Source organism: Janthinobacterium agaricidamnosum NBRC 102515 = DSM 9628, from assembly GCF_000723165.1.
GTDB classification, from domain to species: domain Bacteria; phylum Pseudomonadota; class Gammaproteobacteria; order Burkholderiales; family Burkholderiaceae_D; genus Janthinobacterium; species Janthinobacterium agaricidamnosum.
In genome coordinates this window covers 4,681,079-4,703,710 of sequence record NZ_HG322949.1, presented here as the reverse complement: position 1 = coordinate 4,703,710, position 22,632 = coordinate 4,681,079, and the positions used below count along the sequence as shown (strand labels likewise).

The 22,632-nt window shown below is 58.2% G+C and carries 15 protein-coding genes (1 of these 15 running past the window's edge); 8 read left to right on the top strand and 7 right to left on the bottom strand.

The features are described 5' to 3' along the window. The 3 genes from GJA_RS20130 to GJA_RS20120 all read right to left on the bottom strand — a co-directional run. Positions 1 to 1,167 carry the 5' portion of a T6SS phospholipase effector Tle1-like catalytic domain-containing protein gene (locus GJA_RS20130; protein ID WP_051781183.1) on the bottom strand. 24 nt of this gene lie to the left of the window's left edge, so the window shows 1,167 of its 1,191 coding nt (coding positions 1-1,167); its start codon is at positions 1,165 to 1,167; its stop codon lies off the left edge, out of view. A gap of 80 nt (positions 1,168 to 1,247) precedes the next feature. Further along, the gene (locus GJA_RS20125; RefSeq protein WP_081905507.1) at positions 1,248 to 1,904 is read right to left on the bottom strand and encodes a DUF3304 domain-containing protein; all 657 of its coding nucleotides are present in this window, start codon (positions 1,902 to 1,904) and stop codon (positions 1,248 to 1,250) included. Next, positions 1,901 to 2,179: a hypothetical protein gene (locus GJA_RS20120; RefSeq protein ID WP_038495836.1), complete on the bottom strand. Its 279-nt coding sequence runs from the start codon at positions 2,177 to 2,179 to the stop codon at positions 1,901 to 1,903. The genes GJA_RS20125 and GJA_RS20120 overlap by 4 nt, the downstream gene beginning before the upstream one ends. A 626-nt stretch (positions 2,180 to 2,805) precedes the next feature. On the opposite strand from GJA_RS20120, the gene GJA_RS20115 reads away from it, so the two are divergent. Next, a complete protein-coding gene (locus tag GJA_RS20115; RefSeq protein ID WP_038495833.1) occupies positions 2,806 to 5,928 on the top strand; it encodes a transglycosylase domain-containing protein in 3,123 nt (1,040 codons plus the stop codon). A gap of 24 nt (positions 5,929 to 5,952) precedes the next feature. Here the strand turns inward: GJA_RS20115 and GJA_RS20110 are convergent, their stop codons facing one another. Next, the gene (locus GJA_RS20110) at positions 5,953 to 6,576 is read right to left on the bottom strand and encodes a glutathione S-transferase family protein (RefSeq protein WP_038495830.1); all 624 of its coding nucleotides are present in this window, start codon (positions 6,574 to 6,576) and stop codon (positions 5,953 to 5,955) included. A 127-nt stretch (positions 6,577 to 6,703) separates the two neighbouring features. On the opposite strand from GJA_RS20110, the gene GJA_RS20105 reads away from it, so the two are divergent. Continuing rightward, a complete protein-coding gene (locus tag GJA_RS20105; RefSeq protein ID WP_038500583.1) occupies positions 6,704 to 8,053 on the top strand; it encodes a TAXI family TRAP transporter solute-binding subunit in 1,350 nt (449 codons plus the stop codon). Positions 8,054 to 8,093: 40 nt separating this feature from the next. On the opposite strand, the gene GJA_RS20100 is transcribed toward GJA_RS20105, so the two are convergent. Beyond that, positions 8,094 to 8,558 carry a rhodanese-like domain-containing protein gene (locus tag GJA_RS20100; protein ID WP_038495827.1) on the bottom strand — a complete coding sequence of 155 codons (465 nt, stop codon included), beginning with the start codon at positions 8,556 to 8,558 and terminating at the stop codon, positions 8,094 to 8,096. Between the two features lie 376 nt (positions 8,559 to 8,934). On the opposite strand from GJA_RS20100, the gene glnA reads away from it, so the two are divergent. The 6 genes from glnA to GJA_RS20070 all read left to right on the top strand — a co-directional run bounded on the left by glnA (position 8,935) and on the right by GJA_RS20070 (position 15,779). Further along, positions 8,935 to 10,350, top strand: a complete 1,416-nt coding sequence (gene glnA / locus GJA_RS20095; protein ID WP_038495824.1) for a type I glutamate--ammonia ligase — start codon at positions 8,935 to 8,937, stop codon at positions 10,348 to 10,350. 193 nt (positions 10,351 to 10,543) lie between these two features. After that, the gene (locus GJA_RS20090) at positions 10,544 to 11,035 is read left to right on the top strand and encodes a DUF4124 domain-containing protein (RefSeq protein WP_038500580.1); all 492 of its coding nucleotides are present in this window, start codon (positions 10,544 to 10,546) and stop codon (positions 11,033 to 11,035) included. Beyond that, positions 11,032 to 12,114 carry a nitrogen regulation protein NR(II) gene (gene glnL, locus GJA_RS20085; protein ID WP_038495821.1) on the top strand — a complete coding sequence of 361 codons (1,083 nt, stop codon included), beginning with the start codon at positions 11,032 to 11,034 and terminating at the stop codon, positions 12,112 to 12,114. Before GJA_RS20090 ends, glnL begins: the two co-directional genes overlap by 4 nt. A 65-nt stretch (positions 12,115 to 12,179) precedes the next feature. Next, on the top strand, positions 12,180 to 13,682 hold the full coding sequence (gene ntrC, locus GJA_RS20080; protein ID WP_038495818.1) for a nitrogen regulation protein NR(I): 1,503 nt from the start codon (positions 12,180 to 12,182) through the stop codon (positions 13,680 to 13,682). Between the two features lie 119 nt (positions 13,683 to 13,801). Next, the gene (gene corA / locus GJA_RS20075) at positions 13,802 to 14,767 is read left to right on the top strand and encodes a magnesium/cobalt transporter CorA (protein ID WP_038495816.1); all 966 of its coding nucleotides are present in this window, start codon (positions 13,802 to 13,804) and stop codon (positions 14,765 to 14,767) included. 157 nt (positions 14,768 to 14,924) lie between these two features. Continuing rightward, on the top strand, positions 14,925 to 15,779 hold the full coding sequence (locus GJA_RS20070) for a sensor histidine kinase (RefSeq protein WP_242404587.1): 855 nt from the start codon (positions 14,925 to 14,927) through the stop codon (positions 15,777 to 15,779). 58 nt (positions 15,780 to 15,837) lie between these two features. Here GJA_RS20070 and GJA_RS20065 read toward each other — a convergent pair whose 3' ends face one another. Next, the gene (locus tag GJA_RS20065; RefSeq protein WP_038495814.1) at positions 15,838 to 18,558 is read right to left on the bottom strand and encodes a TonB-dependent receptor; all 2,721 of its coding nucleotides are present in this window, start codon (positions 18,556 to 18,558) and stop codon (positions 15,838 to 15,840) included. A 799-nt stretch (positions 18,559 to 19,357) separates the two neighbouring features. Then, the gene (locus tag GJA_RS20060) at positions 19,358 to 22,075 is read right to left on the bottom strand and encodes a TonB-dependent receptor (RefSeq protein ID WP_038495812.1); all 2,718 of its coding nucleotides are present in this window, start codon (positions 22,073 to 22,075) and stop codon (positions 19,358 to 19,360) included. Between the last annotated feature and the right edge of the window lie 557 nt (positions 22,076 to 22,632).

Sequence of the window (22,632 nt, the reverse complement as noted above, 5' to 3'; positions counted from 1 at the left end):
CTCCAGTTTCAGCGGCACCCCTGCCAGACGGGCGGCGCGGTACATGGTCGCCAGCGTCATGCGCGAGATCAAGTCGCCGCCTTGCGGATCGGTGCCGCGGCCCTGGTCCAGCGGAGAATAACCGCCGCCGATATCGGAGTGCACGCCAGGAAACACAATCTCCTTGCAATTGGGCGGCGTATTGCTCAGGTAAGCCACCGAATCGAGCGGAAAAGAACGCCTTATTTCATGTCCGGACACCAGGTGCAGGCATGCGGTCGGCCCCGGATTGGTCGGTATCCGCAACGACACTTCCGTATCCGACCATGCTCCGTGACCGTCGACGACGACGCTGAGCACAGGCGAGGATGCGGCCAGTCCCACCGACGCGACGGTGTCGAACAGGCCCAGGAAATCGAAGGTGACATCGATCGTGCCCAGGCTCAAGGTTCGGGGCTGCTTGACGGCCTGGCGGTTACTGAGTTTTGCGTCGAGCTGGCACAGCCAGATAAACCAGTTGGCAAAGGATCGCGCTTGCGCCGCACCGCGCGAAAAACCGAACATCGACACGAATATCGCTTGCACCTGGCCTTTATCGCGGCTTTTGCCAGGCATGTCGGCCGGCACGAAAGGCTTCAGCTTGTCGTGCAGTTCTTCCAGGATGGCGGTGAAGGCGGTAGTCAACCCACTGGACGGCCGCACGCCGCTGGGCAGCTTCAGTTTATTAAATTCTTTTGTGAACCTCGCATTGTCCACCAGCGGCGTATCGGTGTAATACCTGTACACATTGTTGACCGCTTCGACCAAGGCCCAGATGATGCGGTTTTCCCCCTTGTAAGCGAACGCCAGGCCACGCGCGCGGTCGCTGGTGAAGGGACTGAAACCTTCGCCGCTATCGCCGACCTCATCGAAACGTGTACCGACACCCGGCACATAGGTGCGGAAAAAGCTCTTGTGATAAGTCGTTTCCAGTTCCGGCCACGCATCGCTGCCATGCGCGTCCTTACCGCCCGGAAAGGCACGGTACAAACGGGCCACATTGCTGTGCGCATGCAGCGGCGCATCCCGCTTCAGATTGTTGTTGGTGCCGTCGAAAAAGAAGCCGAAAAACAGGTTGGCGATGCATGACGGAGGGAAGCCGGGGATGGGGCATTCCCGGCTGAGAGCAAACTTCTCCCAAATAGGCATCTCCTTCTTTTCGTCAAAAAAATGAGAAAAATCCGATGGATCATTTTTAACAAGAGGATAAACATCAGCTAAAAAAGCGGTCATGGATTACGCCCTTCCAAGTATTGAATGGTTTTTTTCTTCGACTCAATTGCTGATTTCAATCTCTCCAACTCCATAGTTGATAAATCACTGGTATCGCCTTGAAGCCCTCTCTCCATAGCGTGTAGCCAATCCTTCTCTCTCTTTATTTTTTCCTGGCGCAACTTCATCCGATACTCCTTCGACGGCACCGGATAGCCTTTGATTTTCCCCGGCCATTCCGGCAAGCTGGGACCATATTTCGACACCACCGCGCCGACACTGCTGTCCTCATACACAATCAGCCATATGTCGCCGGCCTCGCCTTTCGGATACGGTGGAATAGTAACGGTTTCCCTGTGCATGGTCGGATCAGGATAAAACTGATAGGCCACCACGACTTGCAAGTCCGGATGCCATTTTTCCGGAACCTCGAAGCAGCAAATCGTGCCGCCCCCGGAATATGGATTGAGCGCATCGCCACCGCCGCCGCTGTTGGTGTTGCCGGGATTTTCCACGGCGATATAGCCAACCTCGCGCGACGAGTAATTGAGCGACTGGATGCCGCCTGCCATCGCGGCAGATGTGGCGGCGGATAAGGCAGCCGCCAGAACCAGGGCACTGCGGTACTTAACAAGCAGCATGACAGATTCCTTTTCCGGGATAGATTGCTTCATTTTGATTGACCGCTAGCGCCGACCTTGTCGAAACGGCTGTCGTCGGCCAGGCCGACATGCAGCCTGGCCGGGCAGGGAGGTCGGTGCGATCCCGGCCTGGAGCGACAAGACGATATGAGATCGCGCGAGCTAATTGGGTGGACTTGCCCGTCGTCGAACGCTTCGATCAGCAAGCCGTCGGCAGCGCCATGATCAAGCGCCAATACATACAGCCGCGTCGCGCTGCCGTATGCCGCCAGCGCGGAGGAAATCGTGGCGATCAGGTCGCATGACATATCGTTTGCCGCGCTTTCATGGATATTCCACTGTTTCAGTTAGGTAATTTTGTAAATTAAATAATTGTGAAATTGTATTCACGAATTTTTATTATTGATTTTCAATTGAAAGTAAGACAGCATGCTGATTTTTTAATGGATACATAGGGCTGTATCAATAAAAACGTATCAGCAGGCCGTAGAAAATAATTGTGAAGTAATGACGGACAGAACCGGATGCGCGGCAAGGAGTGCGCGGCGCTTTTTCGGGCCGCTATCCGGCCGGCAAATTATTCTTCCCAGGCTCAACTTTTCCTTGCTGTGTACGCTTGCCATGGCGTAGCCGTTGTTTTTTTGCGAAAATCTTAACTGAAGCAAGGTTTTTATGCGTGCTCACCTGTCGCTTGCACGCCGATGTGGTGGAATGGAAGCATGCGCCGAACGCAACCTTGGTGGCACCTCGAAAAACCTGCTGCGCAGCCCACTGCCGGGCCTGCGTTGCTCGCTGTACCTGCGCACAGCTGCGCTACTCGACCCGGCATTGAGCTTGCTCGCGACGGTTTTTCGAGGTGGCTTGAGAGTGCGTGGCGGCACAGTGTACAAGGCAGTGCAGCGAGCATTCACCGTAACAATTACTGACCGCATCCATGACAGAACAAGGCGCACATCTGGCCCACGCCCAAGCCGCCACGGACGCCGACCTGGCTTCCTCGGCGGCGCCTGATAATCCGCCGCCGAAGCGCAAGCGCTTCCGGCGCACCAAGTGGGCGCTGTTCGGCCTGCTGGTCGCCTTGCTGGCCGGGGCCGGGCTATGGGGCGTGCATGAAATGCGCACCTCGACCTTGCAGGCCGAGTTTTTCACGACGCTGGTCGAAAAACTGCAGTACAAGGTCGAGCCGGGCGCCAGTCCCGCCGCATTGATCCGTTTCCCGCAAAACAGCCCGTACGACGAGCGTCTCGGTTATGCCAACTTGCCCGACTATCTGGCCAAGCTGAAAAACCGCGATTACGAAGTCACGTCGCAAGCGCGTTTTTCGCCGAAGATGGTGCAACTGGCCGACATGGGCCTGTTCGCCACTTACCGCGAGAAAACCCGGATCGGCCTGGATATCCTCGATTGCCGCGCCCAGCCGCTGTTCACCGCGCGCTATCCGGAACGCATCTACAGCGATTTCAAGGATACCCCGCCGATCCTGGTGCAAAGCCTGCTGTTCATTGAAAACCGCGAGTTGCTCGATACCCGCTATCCGAAACGCAATCCGGCGGTCGAATGGGACCGCCTCAGCAAGGCGGTGCTGGACAAGGCATTGAACCTGTTCGGCGGCCATCGCGGCGGCGGCGGCAGCACGCTGGCGACCCAGATCGAAAAATACCGCCATTCGGAAGACGGCCGCACCAATTCGATGAAGGACAAGCTGCTGCAAATGATTTCAGCCAGCTTGCGCGCCTACCAGGGCGGCGAAGACACCACCGAAGCGCGGCGCCAGATCGTCGTCGATTACCTGAATACCGTGCCGCTGTCGGCCAAGACCGGCTACGGCGAAGTCAATGGCATCGGCGACGGCATGTGGGTCTGGTACGGCCGCGATTTCGCCGAAGTAAGCCGTGATTTGAAAGGCAAGCTGGACCAGCCGGCCGCCGCGCTGGCCTACAAGCAGGCGCTCAGCCTGCTGATCGCGCAGCGCCGTCCGTCGCATTACCTGGGCGCCGGCGATGAAGACCTGGAAGTGCTGGCCAACAGCCATTTGCGGCTGCTGGCGCAGGCCGGCATCATCACGCCGCAATTGCGCGACCTGGCGCTGGCGCAAAAACTGCACCCGGCCGCGTCGATCGCGGTGCCGTCCGAAGCCTCGACATCGTTTGTGTCGCGCAAGGCGTCTAACGCGGTGCGCAACCATTTGGCCGGCTTGCTGGGAGACAATCGCTTGTATAACCTCGATCGGCTCGACCTGGATGTGGTCAGCACGCTCGATGCGCAGGCGCAAAAGGCCGTCACATCGGTCTTGCGTGAATTGCGCGATCCGGAAGTGGCCAAGAAGGCCGGCCTGACCGGCAAGGGCATGCTGGGCAATGGCGATCCGGCCAATGTGGTGTACAGCTTCACCTTGCTGGAAAAGGGCGACAAGGTCAATTATTTGCGCCTGCAAACCGATAATTTCGACCAGCCGCTCGACATCAACGACGGCGCCAAGCTCGACCTCGGCTCGACCGCCAAGTTGCGCACGCTGGTCAGTTACCTGGATATCGTCGATCAGTTGCACAAGCGGTATGGCGGCATGGATGGGGTCCAGTTGAACCAGGCCGTGGTCGACCCGAAAGACATGATTTCGCTGTGGGCGATCGCTTACTTCAAGGCGCTTCCGGTCGGCGCGGCACGCAATTTGCCGGCCATGCTGGCGGCGGCGATGGAGCGCAAATATTCCGGCAATCCGGGCGAGGGTTTTTTCACCGGCGGCGGCTTGCATCATTTCGGCAACTTCTCGAAACTGGACGACAGCCGCATCCTGACCGTGCAGCAGGCGCTGCGCCAGTCGACCAACCTGGTGTTCGTGCGCCTGATGCGCGACGTGGCGCGCTTCTACATGTTCCAGTCGCCGACCTCGTCGGCGTCGTTGCTGGCCGATGCCGACGATCCGCGCCGGGCCGAATACCTGAGCCGTTTCGCCGACAAGGAAGGGCGCGAATTCCTGCACCGCTTCTACCAGAAATACAAGGGCAAGAGCGTCGACGAGCAAGAGAAAATCTTGCTGGCCAGCATACGGCCGACGCCGGTGCGGCTGGCCAATATTTATCGCAGCATCGCGCCGCAAGCCAGCCTGGAGCAATTTGCCGCCTTCCTCGGCGCCAACTTGCCGTCGCAAAACGAAGTGCCGCCGGAACGCATCGCCAGGATGTACCAGCAATATGCGATGGAAAACTGGTCGCTGGCCGACCGCGGCTACCTGGCCAATGTGCATCCGCTGGAATTGTGGATGGTCGCTTATTTGCGCACCCACGAAGGGTCGACGCTGACGCAAATGGTCGCGGCCAGCGAGAAGGAGCGCCAGGAAGTCTATAAATGGCTGTTCAATACGCACCGCAAGCATGCGCAGGACCGGCGCATCGCCGGCTTGCTGGAAGTCGAAGCCTTCCTCGAAATCCACCGCCAGTGGAAAAAGATGGGCTATCCATTCGATTCGCTGGTGCCGTCGTACGCGACCACGCTGGGCGCTTCGGCCGACCGGCCGGCGGCGCTGGCCGAATTGATGGGCATCATCATCAACGGCGGCGTGCGCAAGCCGGGCCAGCGCATCGACTCGCTGCATTTCGCGCCCGGCACGCCGTACGACACCACCGTCAAGCGCAGCGACAAGGTGTTGGGCGAACAGGTGCTGGCGCCGGAGGTGGCGCGCGCGGTGGCCAGCGCGATCCGCGAAGTGGTGTCGGACGGCACCGCCAAGCGCGTCAAGAACGCCTTCGTGCAAGCGGACGGCAGCGTGATTCCGGTGGGCGGCAAGACCGGTACCGGCGACCAGCGTTTCGACGTGTACGGCGCCGGCGGACGCTTGATCGAGTCGCGTTATGTGAACCGCTCGGCGACGTTTGTGTTCAACATCGGCGAACGTTTCTTTGGCAGCATGACCGCGTATGTGCGCGGCCCGGAATCGAAGAACTACGATTTCACCAGCGCGCTGCCGGTGCAATTGCTGGTGGTGCTGGCGCCGAGCCTGATGCCGCTGATCGAACCGCCGGCCAGTGCCGACACTGCGCTGCAGCAGTGCGGCAAATAAAGTCCTGAGCGCTTGACAAGACGTTCAGGGCAGGCCGTTGCGGCCATATTCGAGGAAGCCCGGGCGCTTGCTCAGGCGCTCGTAATAGGCCGCCACCGCCGGCGCGTCCGGCCGCGTGATCGGCGTCATCAGCCAGCGGTTGACCGACAGTCCCAGCACCACGTCGGCCAGCGTAAAACTGTCGCCGGCGACAAATGCGCGCCCCTGCGCCAAGTGGCGCTCCAGGATGCCGATATGCTTGTTCCAGTTGGCCACGCCGGCCGCCAGATCGGCCGGATCCTGGTGGGCCGGGCTGTTCTTTACCAGCGACATGAAGGCGTAACGCCAGGAATTGTTCAAGTCGGCTAATTGCCAGTCCATCCATTGCTCGACCAGCGCGCGCGCTTTCGGCTCGGCCGGCAGCAAGTCGTCGCGGCCGTGGCGGGCGCTCAGGTAGCGGCAAATCGCATTCGATTCCCACAACACAAAATCGTCATCCAGGATCACCGGCACCATCGCATTCGGATTCAATTGCACGAACGACGCTTCGCCGGTCGAGCGAAAACCCGCGCCCCAGTCTTCGCGCTCGAACGGGACGCCGATTTCTTCACAAGTCCACAACACCTTGCGCACATTGATGGATGCCGCCTTGCCCAGAATTTTTAACACAATGTTCTCCCGTGATGGTTTTTATATACTGTATCTCAAGTGATGTGGCGCTGTCTGCGTTAATCGTCCTTGCATAGTTGAATAATTGTTGGCATCGTGTGTAGCCATGAAACCTATGCACCGCACCATGTCCAAAATCCTGGCGTTCAGCCGCTTTTCCTTGCGCGACCTGCTGGTCACGGCGGGGCCGACCATCTTGCTGATTGCCGCCATTTGCGGCCTCGCGTACTGGCTGGTCGACCCGGCGCCGCCGAAACAGGTGACCTTGTCGACCGGCCAGGAAAACAGCGCCTACGAAGAATTCGGCAAGAAATACGCGGCCGCGCTGGCCCGGCACGGCATCAAGGTGGCCTTAAAACCGTCGCTGGGATCGCTGGAAAATTTGCAGCGGCTGAACCAGGGCGCGGTCGATATCGCGTTTGTGCAAAGCGGTTCGACCGAACAGCAGGAAGCCGAACGGCGCGGCCTGATTTCGCTGGGCAGCCTGTTCACCGAACCGGTCTGGCTGTTCCTGCGCGAAGATCTGGCCGTCACCCAGTTGACGCAATTGAAGGGCTTGAAGATCAACCTGGGGCCGGAAGGCACCGGCGTGCCGGGATTGTTCCGGCAAGTGCTGGCGGTGAACGGCGTCGAAGCGAAGGATTTGAGCGTCAGCACGCTGCAAAACACGCCGGCCACGGTGGAATTGCTGGAAGGACGCATCGACGGCCTGGTCTTCAGTTCCGCACCGGAAGCGCCGCTGATCCAGATGCTGCTGCAAACCCCGGGCATCAAGCTGTTCGACTTTGTGCAGGCCGAGGCCTACACGCGCCGCTTGCCATTCCTGACCCATGTGGTGCTGCCGCGCGGCATCGTCGACCTGGGGCGCGACTTGCCGGCCCAGGATTATCATTTGATCGCGCCGACCGCCACGCTGGTGGCGCGCGAAGACGTGCATCCGGCGCTGATCGACCTGTTCGTGCAAGCCGCCGGACAGATCCACGGCGGCACCGGCTGGTTCCAGCAGCAAGGCCAATTTCCGTCGCCGCGTTATACCGAGATACCGGTGGCGCGCGAGGCGGCCAAGTATTACAAGGATGGTCCGCCTATGCTGCAGCGCTATATGAGTTTCTGGCTAGCCAATTTCTTCGACCGCATGTGGGTGCTGGTGGTGGCGCTGGGCGCGTTGATACTGCCGCTGTCGCGCGTGGTGCCGCCGCTGTACGTGTGGCGCATCCGTTCGCGGCTGTACCGCTGGTACGGCCAGTTGCGCAGCGTCGAGCAGGCGCTGGAGCAAGCGGCAGGGGCGCAGCGCAGCGAGATTTATGCGGAGCAATTGAAACGCCTGGACCAGATCGAGGAGCTGGTCAACCAGATCTCGATCCCGCTCTCGTTCGCCGACAGCTTGTACGCCTTGCGCAGCCATATCAATTTTGTCCGCAAGCGCATCTTCAGCTTGCAGGGCCATCCGGTGCCGGACGGCGTGCAGGTGGTGTGATGGGTTCAGTTGGCCATGAAGGGAAAAAAACCCTACATCTTCAAGCGCCCAGCCAAGGTAACTCCGCCTTGCACCAGCCGCCGACATGCTTGCGGTGGCCATGTTCATCCTTGTCGCCTTCGAAGCCTTCCAGGATATCGTAGCAATGCCGGTAGCCGTTTTCGGTGGCCAGCCTGGCGGCGTGGCGCGAGCGCACGCCGGAGCGGCACAGGAACAGCAGCACCTGATCGTGGGTGGCGCTGGCCGCCAGTTGCGCCAGGAAGTCGGGATTGGCGACGCCGCCCGGGTAAGTGCTCCATTGCACCGCACCATGCTGGGCTTCGGCGATGGCCGGCCGGCCGATCCAGTCGCGCTCGGCATTGGTGCGCACGTCGATCAATTTGACGTTGCTGTCGGCTTGCAGCAAGGCGTAGGCCTCTTGTGGCGTGACGGCGCCGGCGTACGGCGTGGCGGCTGCCACGCCGCGATCATGTGCGGCGGCCAGGATGTCGTTGCTGCTAGTCATGGTGCTCTCCGGTTGGTGGATGGATCAATCAATTATAGTGCGTGACGATGGTGCGCGAAGCTTTGCACCATGGCCTTGCATTTTGTCGACTTTCTTCAAAAATGCACAATAATAGTGCGTTATTCGTTTTCCGCACTTGTTTAGTGCAATTCTGATGCGGTGCAAATTGGTGCGGAAAATATCCTGGTGCAAAAATAGGCCAGTATTTTCAGGCAGTTGCCGCCATCCCTGAAGTTTGCCAGAAGCTGCCAGAAGCTGGCATGGAATCTGCTATCATTTCGTTTGAGTTTTGGTCGCACGCAATGTTTGCTTCGTGCTGCATTAACAACCCGGAAGCACTTGGTCGGCTCACCCCACATTCATTTAGGAGATACGCATGGCAATGACAGCCGCAGAAGTCTTGAAGATGGTTAAAGACAACGAAGTCAAATTCGTTGATTTCCGCTTTGCCGATACCCGTGGTAAAGAGCAGCACGTGACGGTTCCCGTGTCGCACTTCGATATGGACAAGTTCGAATCCGGTCACGCTTTCGACGGTTCGTCGATCGCCGGCTGGAAAGGCATTGAAGCTTCGGACATGCTGCTGATGCCAGATCCTAATACGGCCAACATCGACCCGTTCATGGAAGAAACCACCCTGTTCATGCAGTGCGACGTGATCGAACCGTCGGACGGCAAGGGTTACGACCGCGATCCGCGCTCGATCGCCAAGCGCGCTGAAGCGTACTTGAAATCGTCCGGCATCGGCGACACCGCTTATTTCGGTCCAGAACCAGAATTCTTTATCTTCGACAACGTCCGCTGGAAAATCGACATGTCGGGCTGCTTCGTCAAGATCGGTTCCGACGAAGGTTCCTGGTCGACCGGCAAGGATATCGAAGGCGGCAACAGCGGCCATCGTCCTACCGTCAAGGGCGGCTACTTCCCGGTTCCTCCAGTCGACAGCTTCCAGGACATGCGTTCGGAAATGTGCCTGATCCTGGAATCGCTGGGCATCCCGGTCGAAGTGCACCACCACGAAGTGGCTGGCGCTGGCCAAAACGAAATCGGCACCAAGTTCTCGACGCTGGTCGAGCGCGCCGACTGGACCCAGAACCTGAAATACGTGGTCTGGAACGTGGCCCACAGCTATGGCAAGACCGCCACCTTCATGCCTAAACCTATCGTTGGCGACAACGGTTCCGGCATGCACGTGCATCAATCCGTATGGAAAGATGGCAAAAACCTGTTCGCCGGCGACGGTTATGCCGGCCTGTCCGATTTCGCGCTGTACTATATCGGCGGCATCATCAAGCACGCCAAGGCCTTGAACGCGATCACCAACCCAGGCACCAACTCGTACAAACGCCTGGTGCCAGGCTACGAAGCGCCAGTAAAACTGGCGTACTCGGCGAAGAACCGTTCCGCATCGATCCGTATTCCGCACGTCGCCAATCCAAAAGGCCGCCGCGTCGAAGCGCGTTTCCCGGATCCACTGGCCAACCCATACCTGTGCTTCGCAGCCTTGCTGATGGCTGGCCTGGACGGCGTTGCCAACAAGATCCATCCGGGCGAAGCCGCATCGAAAGATCTGTACCATCTGCCGCCTGAGGAAGATGCACTGATCCCTACCGTCTGCGCCTCGCTGGAAGAAGCGCTGGATGCGCTGAACAAGGACCGCGAATTCCTGACACGCGGCGGTGTATTCAGCGATTCGATGATCGACGCTTACATCGAATTGAAAATGCAGGACGTGCAGCGCATGCGCATGACCACGCATCCTGCTGAATTCGATATGTACTACTCGCTGTAATCATGATGGGCCGGTGTCACACCGGCGCGGACAGCAAGAACGCGAGGCGGACTACGGTTTCCTCGCGTTTTTTTATGGCTGTCAGGGTTTCCTGTTGTATATTCAGCGTGAACGGAGTCGTCGCGCGTGGCCGCGATTCATGCTGACAAGGAAGACAAGCGGATTGAACAAGCAAAACATCGTGGCGCTATGGATGTCGCTGGCGGCGCTGGCCGGGCTGGTTGCCCCTGCAGTGGCGCACGCCGAAGGGGAAATTTACCTGTGCGTCGACGCCAACGGCCAAAAGGAATTGACCGATACCAACCGCAAAGGCAAGTGCAAGGCGCTCGATTTGCCGGCGGCGATCCCGGCGCCGCCGAAGCGCAGCGGTCCCGCTGCCTCATCCGCGCGCGGCCCGGCGGCGGCCGGACCTGCGGCGTCGCCGGGCGACTTCCCGAAAGTCGACAGCGCCGAGCAAAAGGCGCGCGACAACGACCGGCGCCAGATCTTGCTCGATGAGTTGCGCAGCGAGGAAGCCAAGCTGGCGGCGCTGAAAAAGGACTACAACAATGGCGAGCCGGAACGTAATGGGAATGAGCGTAATTACGCCAAATACCAGGAGCGGGTGGCTTTAATGAAAGACAACGTCAGCCGGGCGGAGAAAAACGTCGAGGCTTTGAAACGCGAGATTGCGAATATCCGATGACTGCTGTGCATCCCCATGAAGCCAAACTGGCCGGCCTGCAATGGCTGGCGTCGGCGGTAATCCTGCTCGACGCCGGCGGTCATATCGACTATGCCAATCCGGCGGCGGAAAACTTGCTGGAAAGTTCGCTGAAAGCGCTGTCGCGCCAAAAGCTGACGTCGCTGTTTTCGAATCCCGAGGAATTGGCGGCGATTTGCCTGCAGGCGCAGGAACATAAATTTTCCGACCTGCGCCAGGATTTGACGCTGGAACGCAGCGGCCGCGATCCATTGCACGTGCATAGCATCATCAGCGCGCTGGACGATCCGGCCAATGCGGTCCTGATCGAATTGCGCGAAAACGTGCAGCAACTGAAGCTGGACCGCGAAGAGCGCATCCTCGACCAAAGCCAGGTCCACAAGGAGCTGATCCGCAACCTGGCCCATGAAATCAAGAATCCGCTGGGCGGCATCCGCGGCGCGGCGCAATTGCTGGAAATGGAATTGCCGGCGCTGCACCTGACCGCGCTGCGCGAATATACCCAGGTCATCATCAAGGAAGCCGACCGCCTGCAAACCCTGGTCGACCGCCTGCTGGCGCCGCACCGCCGGCCGCATATCGTCGGCGACGTGAATATCCATGAAGTGTGCGAACGGGTGCGCAGCCTGATCCTGGCCGAGTTTCCCAGCGGCTTGACGATCTTGCGCGATTACGATGCGTCGATCCCCGAGTTTCGCGGCGACAAGGAACAATTGATACAAACCGTGCTCAACATCGCACACAACGCGGCCCAGGCTTTGTCGGAACGCATCGACACCGGCGATGCCGAGCTGGTTTTCAAGACCCGGGTGGCGCGCCAGGTGACCTTGGCCAAGGTCCGTTACGGGCTGGCATTAGACTTGCATATCATCGACAATGGACCGGGCATCTCGCCGCAGATCCGCGACCGTATTTTCTATCCGCTGGTATCGGGCAGGGAAGGCGGCAGCGGTTTGGGATTGACGCTGGCACAAACTTTCGTGCAGCAGCATATGGGCGTGATCGAGTGCGAGAGCCGGCCTGGATATACCGATTTCAGGATCGTTTTACCCTTGCCATAAGCGGGGGGGCCGCCCTGGATTCGTATCCCATCAAATGAAATCCATATTGCGGGACGCAGACACTAATGAAGCCAATCTGGATCGTAGACGACGACGAATCAATCCGCTGGGTGCTGGAAAAAGCGCTGGCGCGTGAAAACCTCGCCACCAAGAGTTTTGCCAATGCGCGCGATGCGATCGCCGCACTCGAATTCGACACGCCGCAAGTGCTGGTGTCGGATATCCGCATGCCCGGCGCTTCCGGGCTGGAATTGCTGCAAACCGTCAAGTCGCGCTTTCCGGGCTTGCCGGTGATCATCATCACGGCCTTTTCCGACCTCGATTCGGCGGTCGCGGCGTTCCAGGGCGGCGCTTTCGAATACCTGGCCAAGCCGTTCGACATCGACAAGGCGGTCGAACTGATACGCCGCGCGCTCGATGAAAGCCTGCGCGAAACCAGCGTCGAGTCCGGTCCCAGCGAAACGCCGGAAATCCTCGGCCAGGCACCCGCCATGCAAGAGGTTTTTCGCGCCATCGGCCGGCTGTCGCAATCGAATGTGACGGTGCTGATCACCGGCGAATCGGGCACCGGCAAGGAATTGGTGGCGCGCGCGCTGCACAAGCACAGTCCGCGCGCGGCGCAACCGTTTATCGCCCTGAACACGGCGGCGATTCCCAAGGATTTGCTGGAATCGGAACTGTTCGGCCATGAGCGCGGCGCGTTTACCGGCGCGCAAACCACCCGCCGCGGCCGTTTCGAGCAAGCCGAGAATGGTACTTTGTTCCTGGATGAAATCGGCGACATGCCATTTGACTTGCAAACCCGTTTGCTGCGGGTACTGTCGGACGGCCATTTCTACCGCGTCGGCGGCCATCAGCCCTTGAAAGCCAATGTGCGGGTGATTACCGCGACGCACCAAAACCTGGAACAGCGCGTGCGCGATGGCTTGTTTCGCGAAGACTTGTATCACCGCCTGAATGTGATCCGCTTGCGCCTGCCCAGTTTGAGGGAGCGCCGTGAAGATATCCCCATTTTGGTGCGTCACTTCCTGGTGCAAAGCGCGCGCCAGCTGGGTGTCGAAGCGAAGCGCATGAGCGAATCGACGATGCACTTCCTCAGCGGCCTGGACTTGCCGGGCAATGTGCGCCAGCTGGAAAACCTGTGCAACTGGATCACCGTGATGGCGCCGGGGCAAACCGTCGAAATCAAGGACTTGCCGCTGGAATTGACCCAGGGCCAGGAGGTGCCGGCCGCGCTGTCGCTGCCTGACGGTGGCCACGCCGCGCCTGCCGGAGCCGGGCATGGCCATGCGGCGGGCGGCATGGTGTTCGATGCGGCGGCGCCGGCCAACGGCACCGCGCCGGGCTGGATCGGCTTGCTGGAATTGCAGGCCGCCAGCATGCTCAGCGCCGGCCAGCCGGAAGTGATGGCGCTGCTGGGCCGCCAATTCGAGTCGGCGCTGATCAAGACCGCACTGAAGCATACCCACGGCCGCAAGAACGATGCGGCGGTCCGGCTGGGCATCGGCCGCAACACCATCACCCGCAAGATCGCCGAACTGGGCATCGACGGCGCCAAGGACGACTGATCCCGCAGGCCGGCGCTGCGCCGGCCTGCGCTCCGCTTCCAAATTTCCTCCGATCAGGTAAGCTCTTGCTTGCCGGGCGCGCTACTCCTATCCGCGCGCCCATTTTTGATGGAATTTGTATGCTGATCAATTGCGTGGCCTATCAGGACGGTAAAAAACTGGCCGACATTCCGATCGAAGCAATCAGCGATTACGTCGAACGCCCCGATTGTTTCGTCTGGGTCGCGTTGCGCGATGCGCAGCCGGAAGAACTGAAACAGATGCAGCAAGAGTTCAACCTGCACGAGCTGGCGGTGGAAGACGCCCAGCGCGGTCACCAGCGCCCCAAGATCGAGGAATACGGCGATTCGCTGTTTGCGGTGGTGCAGACGGTGGAAATGGTCGGCGACGAGCTGGTGCTGGGCGAAGTCGATATCTTTGTCGGCGAGAATTATGTGTTGTCGGCACGCAGCCATAGTTCGCAGGGTTTCCTCGGCGTGCGCGCGCGCGCCGAACACGAGCCGCATTTGCTGCGCCAGGGTTCGGCTTTTGTGCTGTATGCGTTGATGGATGCGGTGGTCGACCGGTATTTCCCGGTGGTCGATGCGCTGGAATCGGAACTGGAATTGATCGAGGACCGGATTTTCGACCGCGGCTCGGAACGCGACAATATCGAACGCCTGTACCAGTTGAAACGCAAGATCATGGTGCTGCGCCACGTGGTCGGCCCGCTGATGGAAGCGGTCGGCAAGCTGCATGGCGGGCGGGTGCCGCCGATGTGCCGCGATACCCAGGATTATTTCCGCGACGTGCACGACCACCTGTACCGCATCAACGGCACGCTCGACACCATCCGCGACACCATCGGCACGGCAATCCAGGTGAACCTGTCGATGGTCGCCATCGATGAGAGCGAAGTCAACAAGCAGTTGGCGGCGTGGGCCGCGATCTTCGCGATCTTCACCGCCTTCGCCGGCGTGTGGGGCATGAACTTCAAGCTGATGCCGGAACTGGAATGGAAATACGGCTATCCGGCCGCGGTGCTGGTGATGGTCAGCGTGTGCGGTTATTTGTATTACCGCTTCAAGCGCTCCGGATGGTTGTAAAAAAATTAGCAATAATGTATTCGACGATAATATTTTGAGATACAATCATGGTTGACCGTCCGCAGCACCGATTCAGCTTGCATGACGGAAATTGGCGGCGCCCAGGCGCCGTCCATCTCGTCCCTTTCTATCGTGATATAGACCTCCAGGCCGCGTCGTGGATACCAGCCGCACTCCCAGCTCTCCAGCAGATCGTGCGTTGTTCGACGCCGAGCGCCGGGCGCAGCTGGAGGAAGCGTTGCTGGCTGCGCAAACTCAGCTGATCGAGCAAGAGCCGATGGCGGCGCTGGGCGCGCTGGTGGCCGGCGTCGCGCATGACGTCAATACGCCGGTCGGCGTGGCGCTGACGGCCGCGTCCAGCATGGGCAGTTATGCCGACCAGATGCTGGCCTTGCTGGGCGGCGAGAAAGTCAGCCGTTCCGAATTGAGCGCCTTGAGCGGCAAATTGAAGGAAGCGGCGCAACTGGTCGAGCGCAACCTGGCGCGGGCCGCGGAATTGATCGGCAATTTCAAGCAGTTGGCGGTCGACCAGGGCAGCGACTATATGGCCGAGCTGGCGCTGCGCGAGTATGTGGCCGGGGTGGTGTTGGCGCACAGTCCTGAATTGAACAGGGCCGCGCTGCGCGTCGAACTCGATATCGACGCTGCGTGCAAGGTGTGCCTGCCGGCTGGCAAGACGGGGCAGATCTTGTCGAACCTGTTGATGAACAGCGTGCGTCACGGCTATCCGGATGGCGGCCCCGGTGTGATCCGCATCGCGGCGGGTAGTCAAACAGGCGCGGCTGGCGAATGGCTGCTGCTGGAGTTTGCCGACGATGGCGTTGGCCTGGCGCCGGAGGTGCGCGCACGCTTGTTCGAACCGTTTTTCACGACCACCCGCGGCCAGGGCGGTTCGGGGCTGGGCATGCATATCATCCACACCATCGTGCAGCAGCTGGGCGGTGAGGTGTGGGCTGTGGAAAGCCCCGGTTGCCGCATCCGGATGCGCCTGCCGCTGGTCTGTCAGGCGTAAAAAAACGCCCGGGAAAACTGCTCCCGGGCGTTGTGCCAAGCCAGCTTGCTATTGCCGCTTAGAAGTTATACGAGCCACGCATGTAGAACGTGCGGCCGGTCGGGTCGGTAAAGCGCGGGTCGAAGCCAGCCTGGAAGGTATCGGTCTGGTAGCTCAACGGAGGATCGCGGTCGAACAGATTACGCACGCCCGCGGTCAGCGTGAAGTTCTTGAACGCCTTCCAGGAGCCGTAACCGTCGAACGTGGTGTACGACGCGACGACGTTGTTGGTGGTGTTGAAATCCGTCTGTGCATCGACATAACCGGATTTGTAATGCGCGGCCAGACCGGCGCCGAAATCACCCTTGTTCCAGTTCAGGGTGATATTGTTTTGCCAGCGGAACACCGGGCCGTTTTTACCGGTGTAAGCGCCTACGCCCTGCACCCAGTCGCCGCCTTCGCTATTCTGGTATTCATACTTGTGGACATAGGTTGCGTTCATCACCACCGAGTAATCGCCCCAGGCAGCCGAACGCCAGCGATAGTTGGCGCCCAGGTCGACGCCGTTGGTCTTGACGCCGCCCAGGTTCAGGTCGCGCTGGTCGACATAACCGCAAGTGGCCGGATCAGGACATTGCGAACCGTCGGTAGCCAGGTCGCCGGTGGCAGTGCGGTGATAGGTGCCGGCATACTGGGCCGGATTGGCGAAGATGTCATTTTCGCTCAGGTAGTTGATCGAGTGCTTCAGTTCGATGGCCCACAAATCGGCGCTCAGCGTCAGGTTGTTGATAGGCTCGACAACGATACCCAGAGTCGCATTTTGCGATTTCTCAGGCTGCAGGTTGGCATTGCCGCCACGCAGCGCCTGAAATTGCTGGCCGCAATTGTCTGCCCTTGATTTGCCTGGAATGGGTACGCCGCCAGGGCAATTGACCGGATCGTTCTGTTGCGCAGAGATATTGGTATACACCGGCGCCGAATGCAGTTCATACAGCGATGGAGCGCGGAATCCTGTCGAATAGGAACCGCGCAGCAAGACTTGCTTGTTCGGCTGCAGACGGAAACTGAGTTTCGGGTTGGTGGTGCTGCCGAAATCGCTGTACTTGTCGTAACGTACGGCGGCGGTCACATCCAGCATTTTGGTGATCGGCACGTTCAATTCGGTAAACAACGCTGAAACGTTGCGTGAACCGGTGTTGTTGGTGTTCGGATCGAGGCCATTGCTGGCGATGACTTTTTGCGCCAATACCGGCTCGGCCACGTCCGTGAAGCTTTCGTGGCTGGTTTGTGCACCGACCGCCAGCGCAGCAGGACGGCCGGCGCCCAGCCAGTCGCCCACTTCGCGGCTGGCGTTGAAGTCGATGCCGGTGGTCTTTCCTTTGGCGGTCTGCAGCGAGCCGCTGACCGCCGCGCTGTTCAGCAATGCCGTGCCGGCCGCGTCTTGCGGGCCGTACGGGTTGATCACGCCGTCGCGCACGCCTTTGCCGATGATGTCGCCATCGCTATAGCCGTAGATGTTTTCCTGGACCTTGTTTTCATTGTAGGTCAGCGCTGTATTGTAATCCCAGCCAGCCAGCACGCCGGTCAGTGAAACGACCAGGCGTTGTTGCTTGTTGATGCTTTCATCGGTGCGCGAGCCATTCGGCAAGTCGCGCCATTTGGTTTTGACAAAACCAGGCTGTGCGCCATCCGGCATATTTGCCACGGTGAAATTCGGATCCAGTGGAATGTTCGGCGTGAAGTTGCCATTGCCGGGATAGTAAGGATTCAGCGTGCCGTCAGGACGCCGGATATTTTGTATCAGGGCGCCGTATGGCACAGGCGCGACCAGGCTTTGCACCTTGCTTTGGCTGGCCAGGTATTCAATGCCCAGTTCATGGTTTTCATTGAGTTTCAGCGTGCCCTTGATCAAGCCGGTGGTGCGCTCGCTTTTCGGCACATAATCGACGAAGCTCGAGGTCGTTTCCTGGCAGCCGCTGCCGCCATCTGAAATCAGGTTCGGAGCGCTGGCGCAGTTGCCACCCAGCGGGTTGCCGCTGCTGCCGCCCTGGGAGTAATTGGCAGGGCTCGGGCTTTGCGACAAGCCGCCCGCATAACGGGTGTTGAACGGGCGCTGGGTACCGCCGATGCGGTGCTGTTCCTGGTGGTCGACCACGGCGAATACATTGAAGCCGTCCTTGGCCATGTCGCCGATGCCGTAGGCGATGTTGGCGTTATTGCTGGAGCCGCCAGCGCGTTGCGGCGTATCGCCGCCGATGGTCACCACGCCGCCCTGGAAATCCTTGCGGGTGATAAAGTTGATCACGCCGCCGACCGCATCGCTGCCGTACAGCGAGGATGCGCCGTCGCGCAATACTTCGACGCGCTCGAGCGCGGCGAACGGAATCAGGTTCAAGTCGGGCGCCGAGCTGTCCAGCGCATTATTGGCCAGGCGGCGGCCGTTCAGCAAGACCAGCGTCTTGTTGGCGCCGATGCCGCGCAAGTCGGCGAACGAGGCGCCTCCAGTGCCGCTGCCCACAGATTGGCTGGTGCCTTGCGTCGATTGGGCGGCACTCAGGTTGGCCATCACTTGTTCGATGGTGGTGACGCCATTTTTTTTCAGGTCGTCCATCTTGATCACGGTGACCGGTACCGAGGTTTCGGCATCAATGCGTTTGATTGCCGAACCGGTAATTTCCACGCGTTGAACCGGCGCATCTTCGGCCATCGCGGGGTGGGCCAGCAGACCCAGGCTTGCTACCACGGCGCCGCTGGAAAACATCAGGCGCAGCGAACGCGACAACACAGTTTCCATCATCATATCTATCACTCCGGGGGAGAATTTTTATTGGCTTATATGCAAAATTTTTTCATGAACTTGCAACTGATCTTCTCGTCTGAGAATGGATGAGAAATCAGTTTGTTCATGAAACCACTGGTCGAGATTGGCTGTCAAACGGCCGGATTTTTCTCGACACGTGAAAAGTTATTAAAGAGAAAGACAATCGGCGGATTTGATGATGGATGTAACATATAAATACAATTAGTAACAAAATCTTACATGTCATTCGATTCTTTTTTGATTACTTTTTTTGTTAATAATTTATATCGATTAATTTGTTTTTCATTGGGAAAAAGGGAAATGCAGAGACGGTAAAAAAACAAGATGTATTAAGCTGCTAATAGCTGGGAAACACGATTTTTCGCGTATTTTGTAACAGTATTGTCACAATAGGGAAAGTGATGTGGAAACACCACAAAATGAAAAAATGATGTTTTATTTGAATGTCAATAGAGCATTTTCCTTGTGGATGCGTCTGTTTCGCAACTAAGAGTTAATGCCTTCCCGACTACTGCCGGACATGCATTTTGGGAATAGGGATAAAGAATGTAACAGTGCATACCTGCGGCTAATTTGTACTACGAGGCGCATCCGGGACGTTGGGGCGCATGCATATCATCCAGACCATTGTGTAAGGGCTGGGGGCCGCGAGCAGGCCTGGAAGGTACTCGGCAGGTACATCAGGATCCGTCTGTCGACGGTGTATACATCATAAAAAAACGCCCGGAAAAATTGTTCCCGGGCGTTGTGCTAAGTCATCAGCCGAGGCTGCTACTGATTAGAAGCTATATGAGCCGCGCAGGTAGAACGTGCGGCCGGTTGGATCGGAAAAACGTGGATCGTAGCCAGCCTGGAATGCATCGGTCTGGTAGCTCAGCGGAGGATCGCGGTCGAACAGATTGCGCACCCCTGCGGTTAACGTGAAGCCTTTGAACGCCGTCCATGAACCATAACCGTCAAACGTGGTGTACGAAGCGACAACGTTGTTAGTCTTGTTGAACTGAGTCTGTGCATCGACATAGCCGGATTTGTAATGCGCGGCCAGACCGGCACCGAAATCACCCTTGTTCCAGTTCAGGGTGATATTGTTTTGCCAGCGGAATACAGGACCATTTTTGCCGGTGTATGCGCCTACGCCTTGAACCCAGTCACCGCCTTCGGTATTCTGGTATTGATATTTATGCACGTAGGTTGCGTTCATTGCCACCGCATAAGTACCCCAGGCGGCTGAACGCCAACGGTAGGTGCTGCCCAGATCGACGCCATTGGTCTGCACGCCGCCCAGGTTCAGGTTACGCTGATCGATATAGCCGCAAGTGGCTGGATCAGGGCATTGCGAACCGTCGGTAGCCAGGTCGCCGGAAGCATTACGGTGATAGGTGCTGGCGTACTGGGTCGGATTGGCGAAAATATCATTTTCGCTCAAGAAGCTGATCGAATGTTTCAGCTCGATGGCCCACAAATCAGCGCTGACGGTCAGGTTGTTGATCGGTTCGATCACAATGCCGAGGGTCGCATTTTTCGATTTTTCCGGGTTCAGGTTTTTATTACCGCCAATCATGGCTTGAAATTGCTGGTTGCAATTTGCGGCCCGTGGTTTGCCTGGCGCGGGCACACCGCCAGGGCAATTGACCGGATCGTTCTGTTGCGACACGCTGGTGAACGTCGGCGCCGAATACAATTCATACAGCGATGGAGCACGGAAGCCCGTCGAATACGAACCGCGCAGCAAGACTTGTTTGTTCGGTTGCAGGCGGAAACTGACTTTCGGGTTGGTGGTGCTACCGAAATCGCTGTACTTGTCGTAACGTACGGCGGCGGTCACATCCAGCATTTTGGTGATCGGCACGTTCAATTCGCTGAACAAAGCTGAAACGTTGCGTGAACCCGTATTGTTGGTGTTTGGGTCAATCCCGGTGCTGGCGATGACTTTTGCTGCCAGTACAGGGTCGGCTGTATTGGTGAAGCTCTCATGGCTGGTTTGTGCACCGATTGCCAGCGCAGCAGGGCGGCCGGCGCCCAGCCAGTCGCTCAATTCGCGGCTGGCGTTGAAATCGGCGCCGGTGGTGGTGCCTTTGGCACTTTGCACCCGGCCGCTTAGCGCGGCGCTGTTCAGCAATGCGGTACCGGCAGCGTCTTGCGGACCGTACGGATTGATCACGCCGTCGCGCACGCCCTTGGTGATGATGCCGCCATCGCTATAGCCGTACAGGTTTTCATCGACCTTGTTTTCATTGTAGGTCAGCGCCGCATTGTAATCCCAGCCAGCCAGCACGCCGGTCAGCGAAACGACCAGGCGTTGTTGCTTGTTGATGTTTTCATCGCTACGTGTGCCATTTGGCAAGTCGCGCCATTTGGTGTGCACAAAACCAGGTTTGGCGCCGGCTGGCATGTTTGCCACGGAGAAATTCGGATCCAACGGTATGTTAGGCGTGAAATTGCCATTGCCTGGATAGTAAGGATTCAGTGTGCCGTCAGGACGACGGATATTCTGGATCAAGCCGCCGTATGGCAACGGCGCGATCTGGCTTTGCACCTTGCTTTGGCTGCCAAGGTATTCAATGCCCAGTTCATGGTTTTCATTGAGTTTCAATGTACCCTTGATCAAGCCGGTGGTGCGCTCGCTTTTTGGAACATAATCAACGAAGCTGGAAGTTGTCTCTTGACAGCCGCTGCCGCCATCCGAAATCAAGTTCGGGGTACTGCCGCAGTTGCCGCCCGCAGGGTTACCGCTATTACCGCCCTGGAAGTAATTTGCCGGGCTGGTGGTTGGCGACAAGCCGCCTGCATAACGGCTGTTGAATGGGCGCTGGGTACCGCCAATACGGTGCTGTTCCTGATGATCGAGTACAGCGAACAGATTGAAGCCGTCCTTGGCCATGTCGCCGATGCCGTAGGCGATGTTGGTGCTATTACTGGAGCCGCCAGCCCGCTGCGGCGTATCGCCGCCAACGGTGACCACGCCGCCCTGGAAGTCCTTGCGGGTGATGAAGTTGATGACGCCGCCGACCGCATCGCTGCCGTACAGCGACGATGCGCCGTCGCGCAACACTTCGACGCGTTCGATCGCGGCAAAGGGAATCAGGTTCAAGTCGGGCGCGGAGCTATCCAGCGCATTGTTCGCCAGGCGGCGGCCGTTCAGCAAGATCAGGGTCTTGTTGGCACCGATACCGCGCAGGTTGGCGAACGAAGCACCACCGGTGCTTTTACCAACTACCTGGCTGGTGGTTTGCGTAGCTTGCGCCGAGCTCAGGGTCGACATGATTTGTTCGATGGTGGTGACGCCATCTTTTTTCAGGTCATCCATCTTGATCACGGTGACTGGCACCGAGGTTTCGGCATCGATACGTTTGATTGCCGAACCAGTAATTTCCACGCGTTGGACCGGTGCATCTTCGGCCATCGCCGGTTGGGCCAGCAGGCCCAGGCTAACTACCACGGCGCTGCCGGAAAACATCAGGCGCAGCGAACGCGATAACACAGTTTCCATCATCATATTTCTGTAACTCCGGGGGAGAATTGCTATTAACTTATGTGCAAAATTTCTTCATGAACACGCAACTGATCTTCTCTCTAGTGGGAATTCGGGAGAATTCAGCTCGTGCATGAGACCACCGCTCGCGATTGGCTGTCAAACGGCCGGACTTGCCTCCGGGTAGGAAAAGTTATTAAAGAGGAAGCTAATCAGAGGATTTAATGAAGGATGTAACATATAAGGCGAATATGTAACAAAATGTTACACGCCATTTTATTTCTTTTAGTTTATTGTTTTTGTCAAGATTTTTTGATATGAAATCTGATTTTCATTGGGAAGAAGGTGAAGTGCGAAATACTGCTGGAGAGTCATTTGTTAAATGCATAAGAGGATTGTCCCTTGTATTTCCCCGTATTTTGTAACAGTTCTGACACAATTATGAAAGTGATGTAAAAATACCACACAATAAAAAATACGGCGTTTTTTAGATGTCAATACAGTATTTTTATTGAGACATGTCTTTTTTATAACCAAAAGTTAACTTTAGTTAATCTGGCTGTCATTGCCGTTTGTCGGGC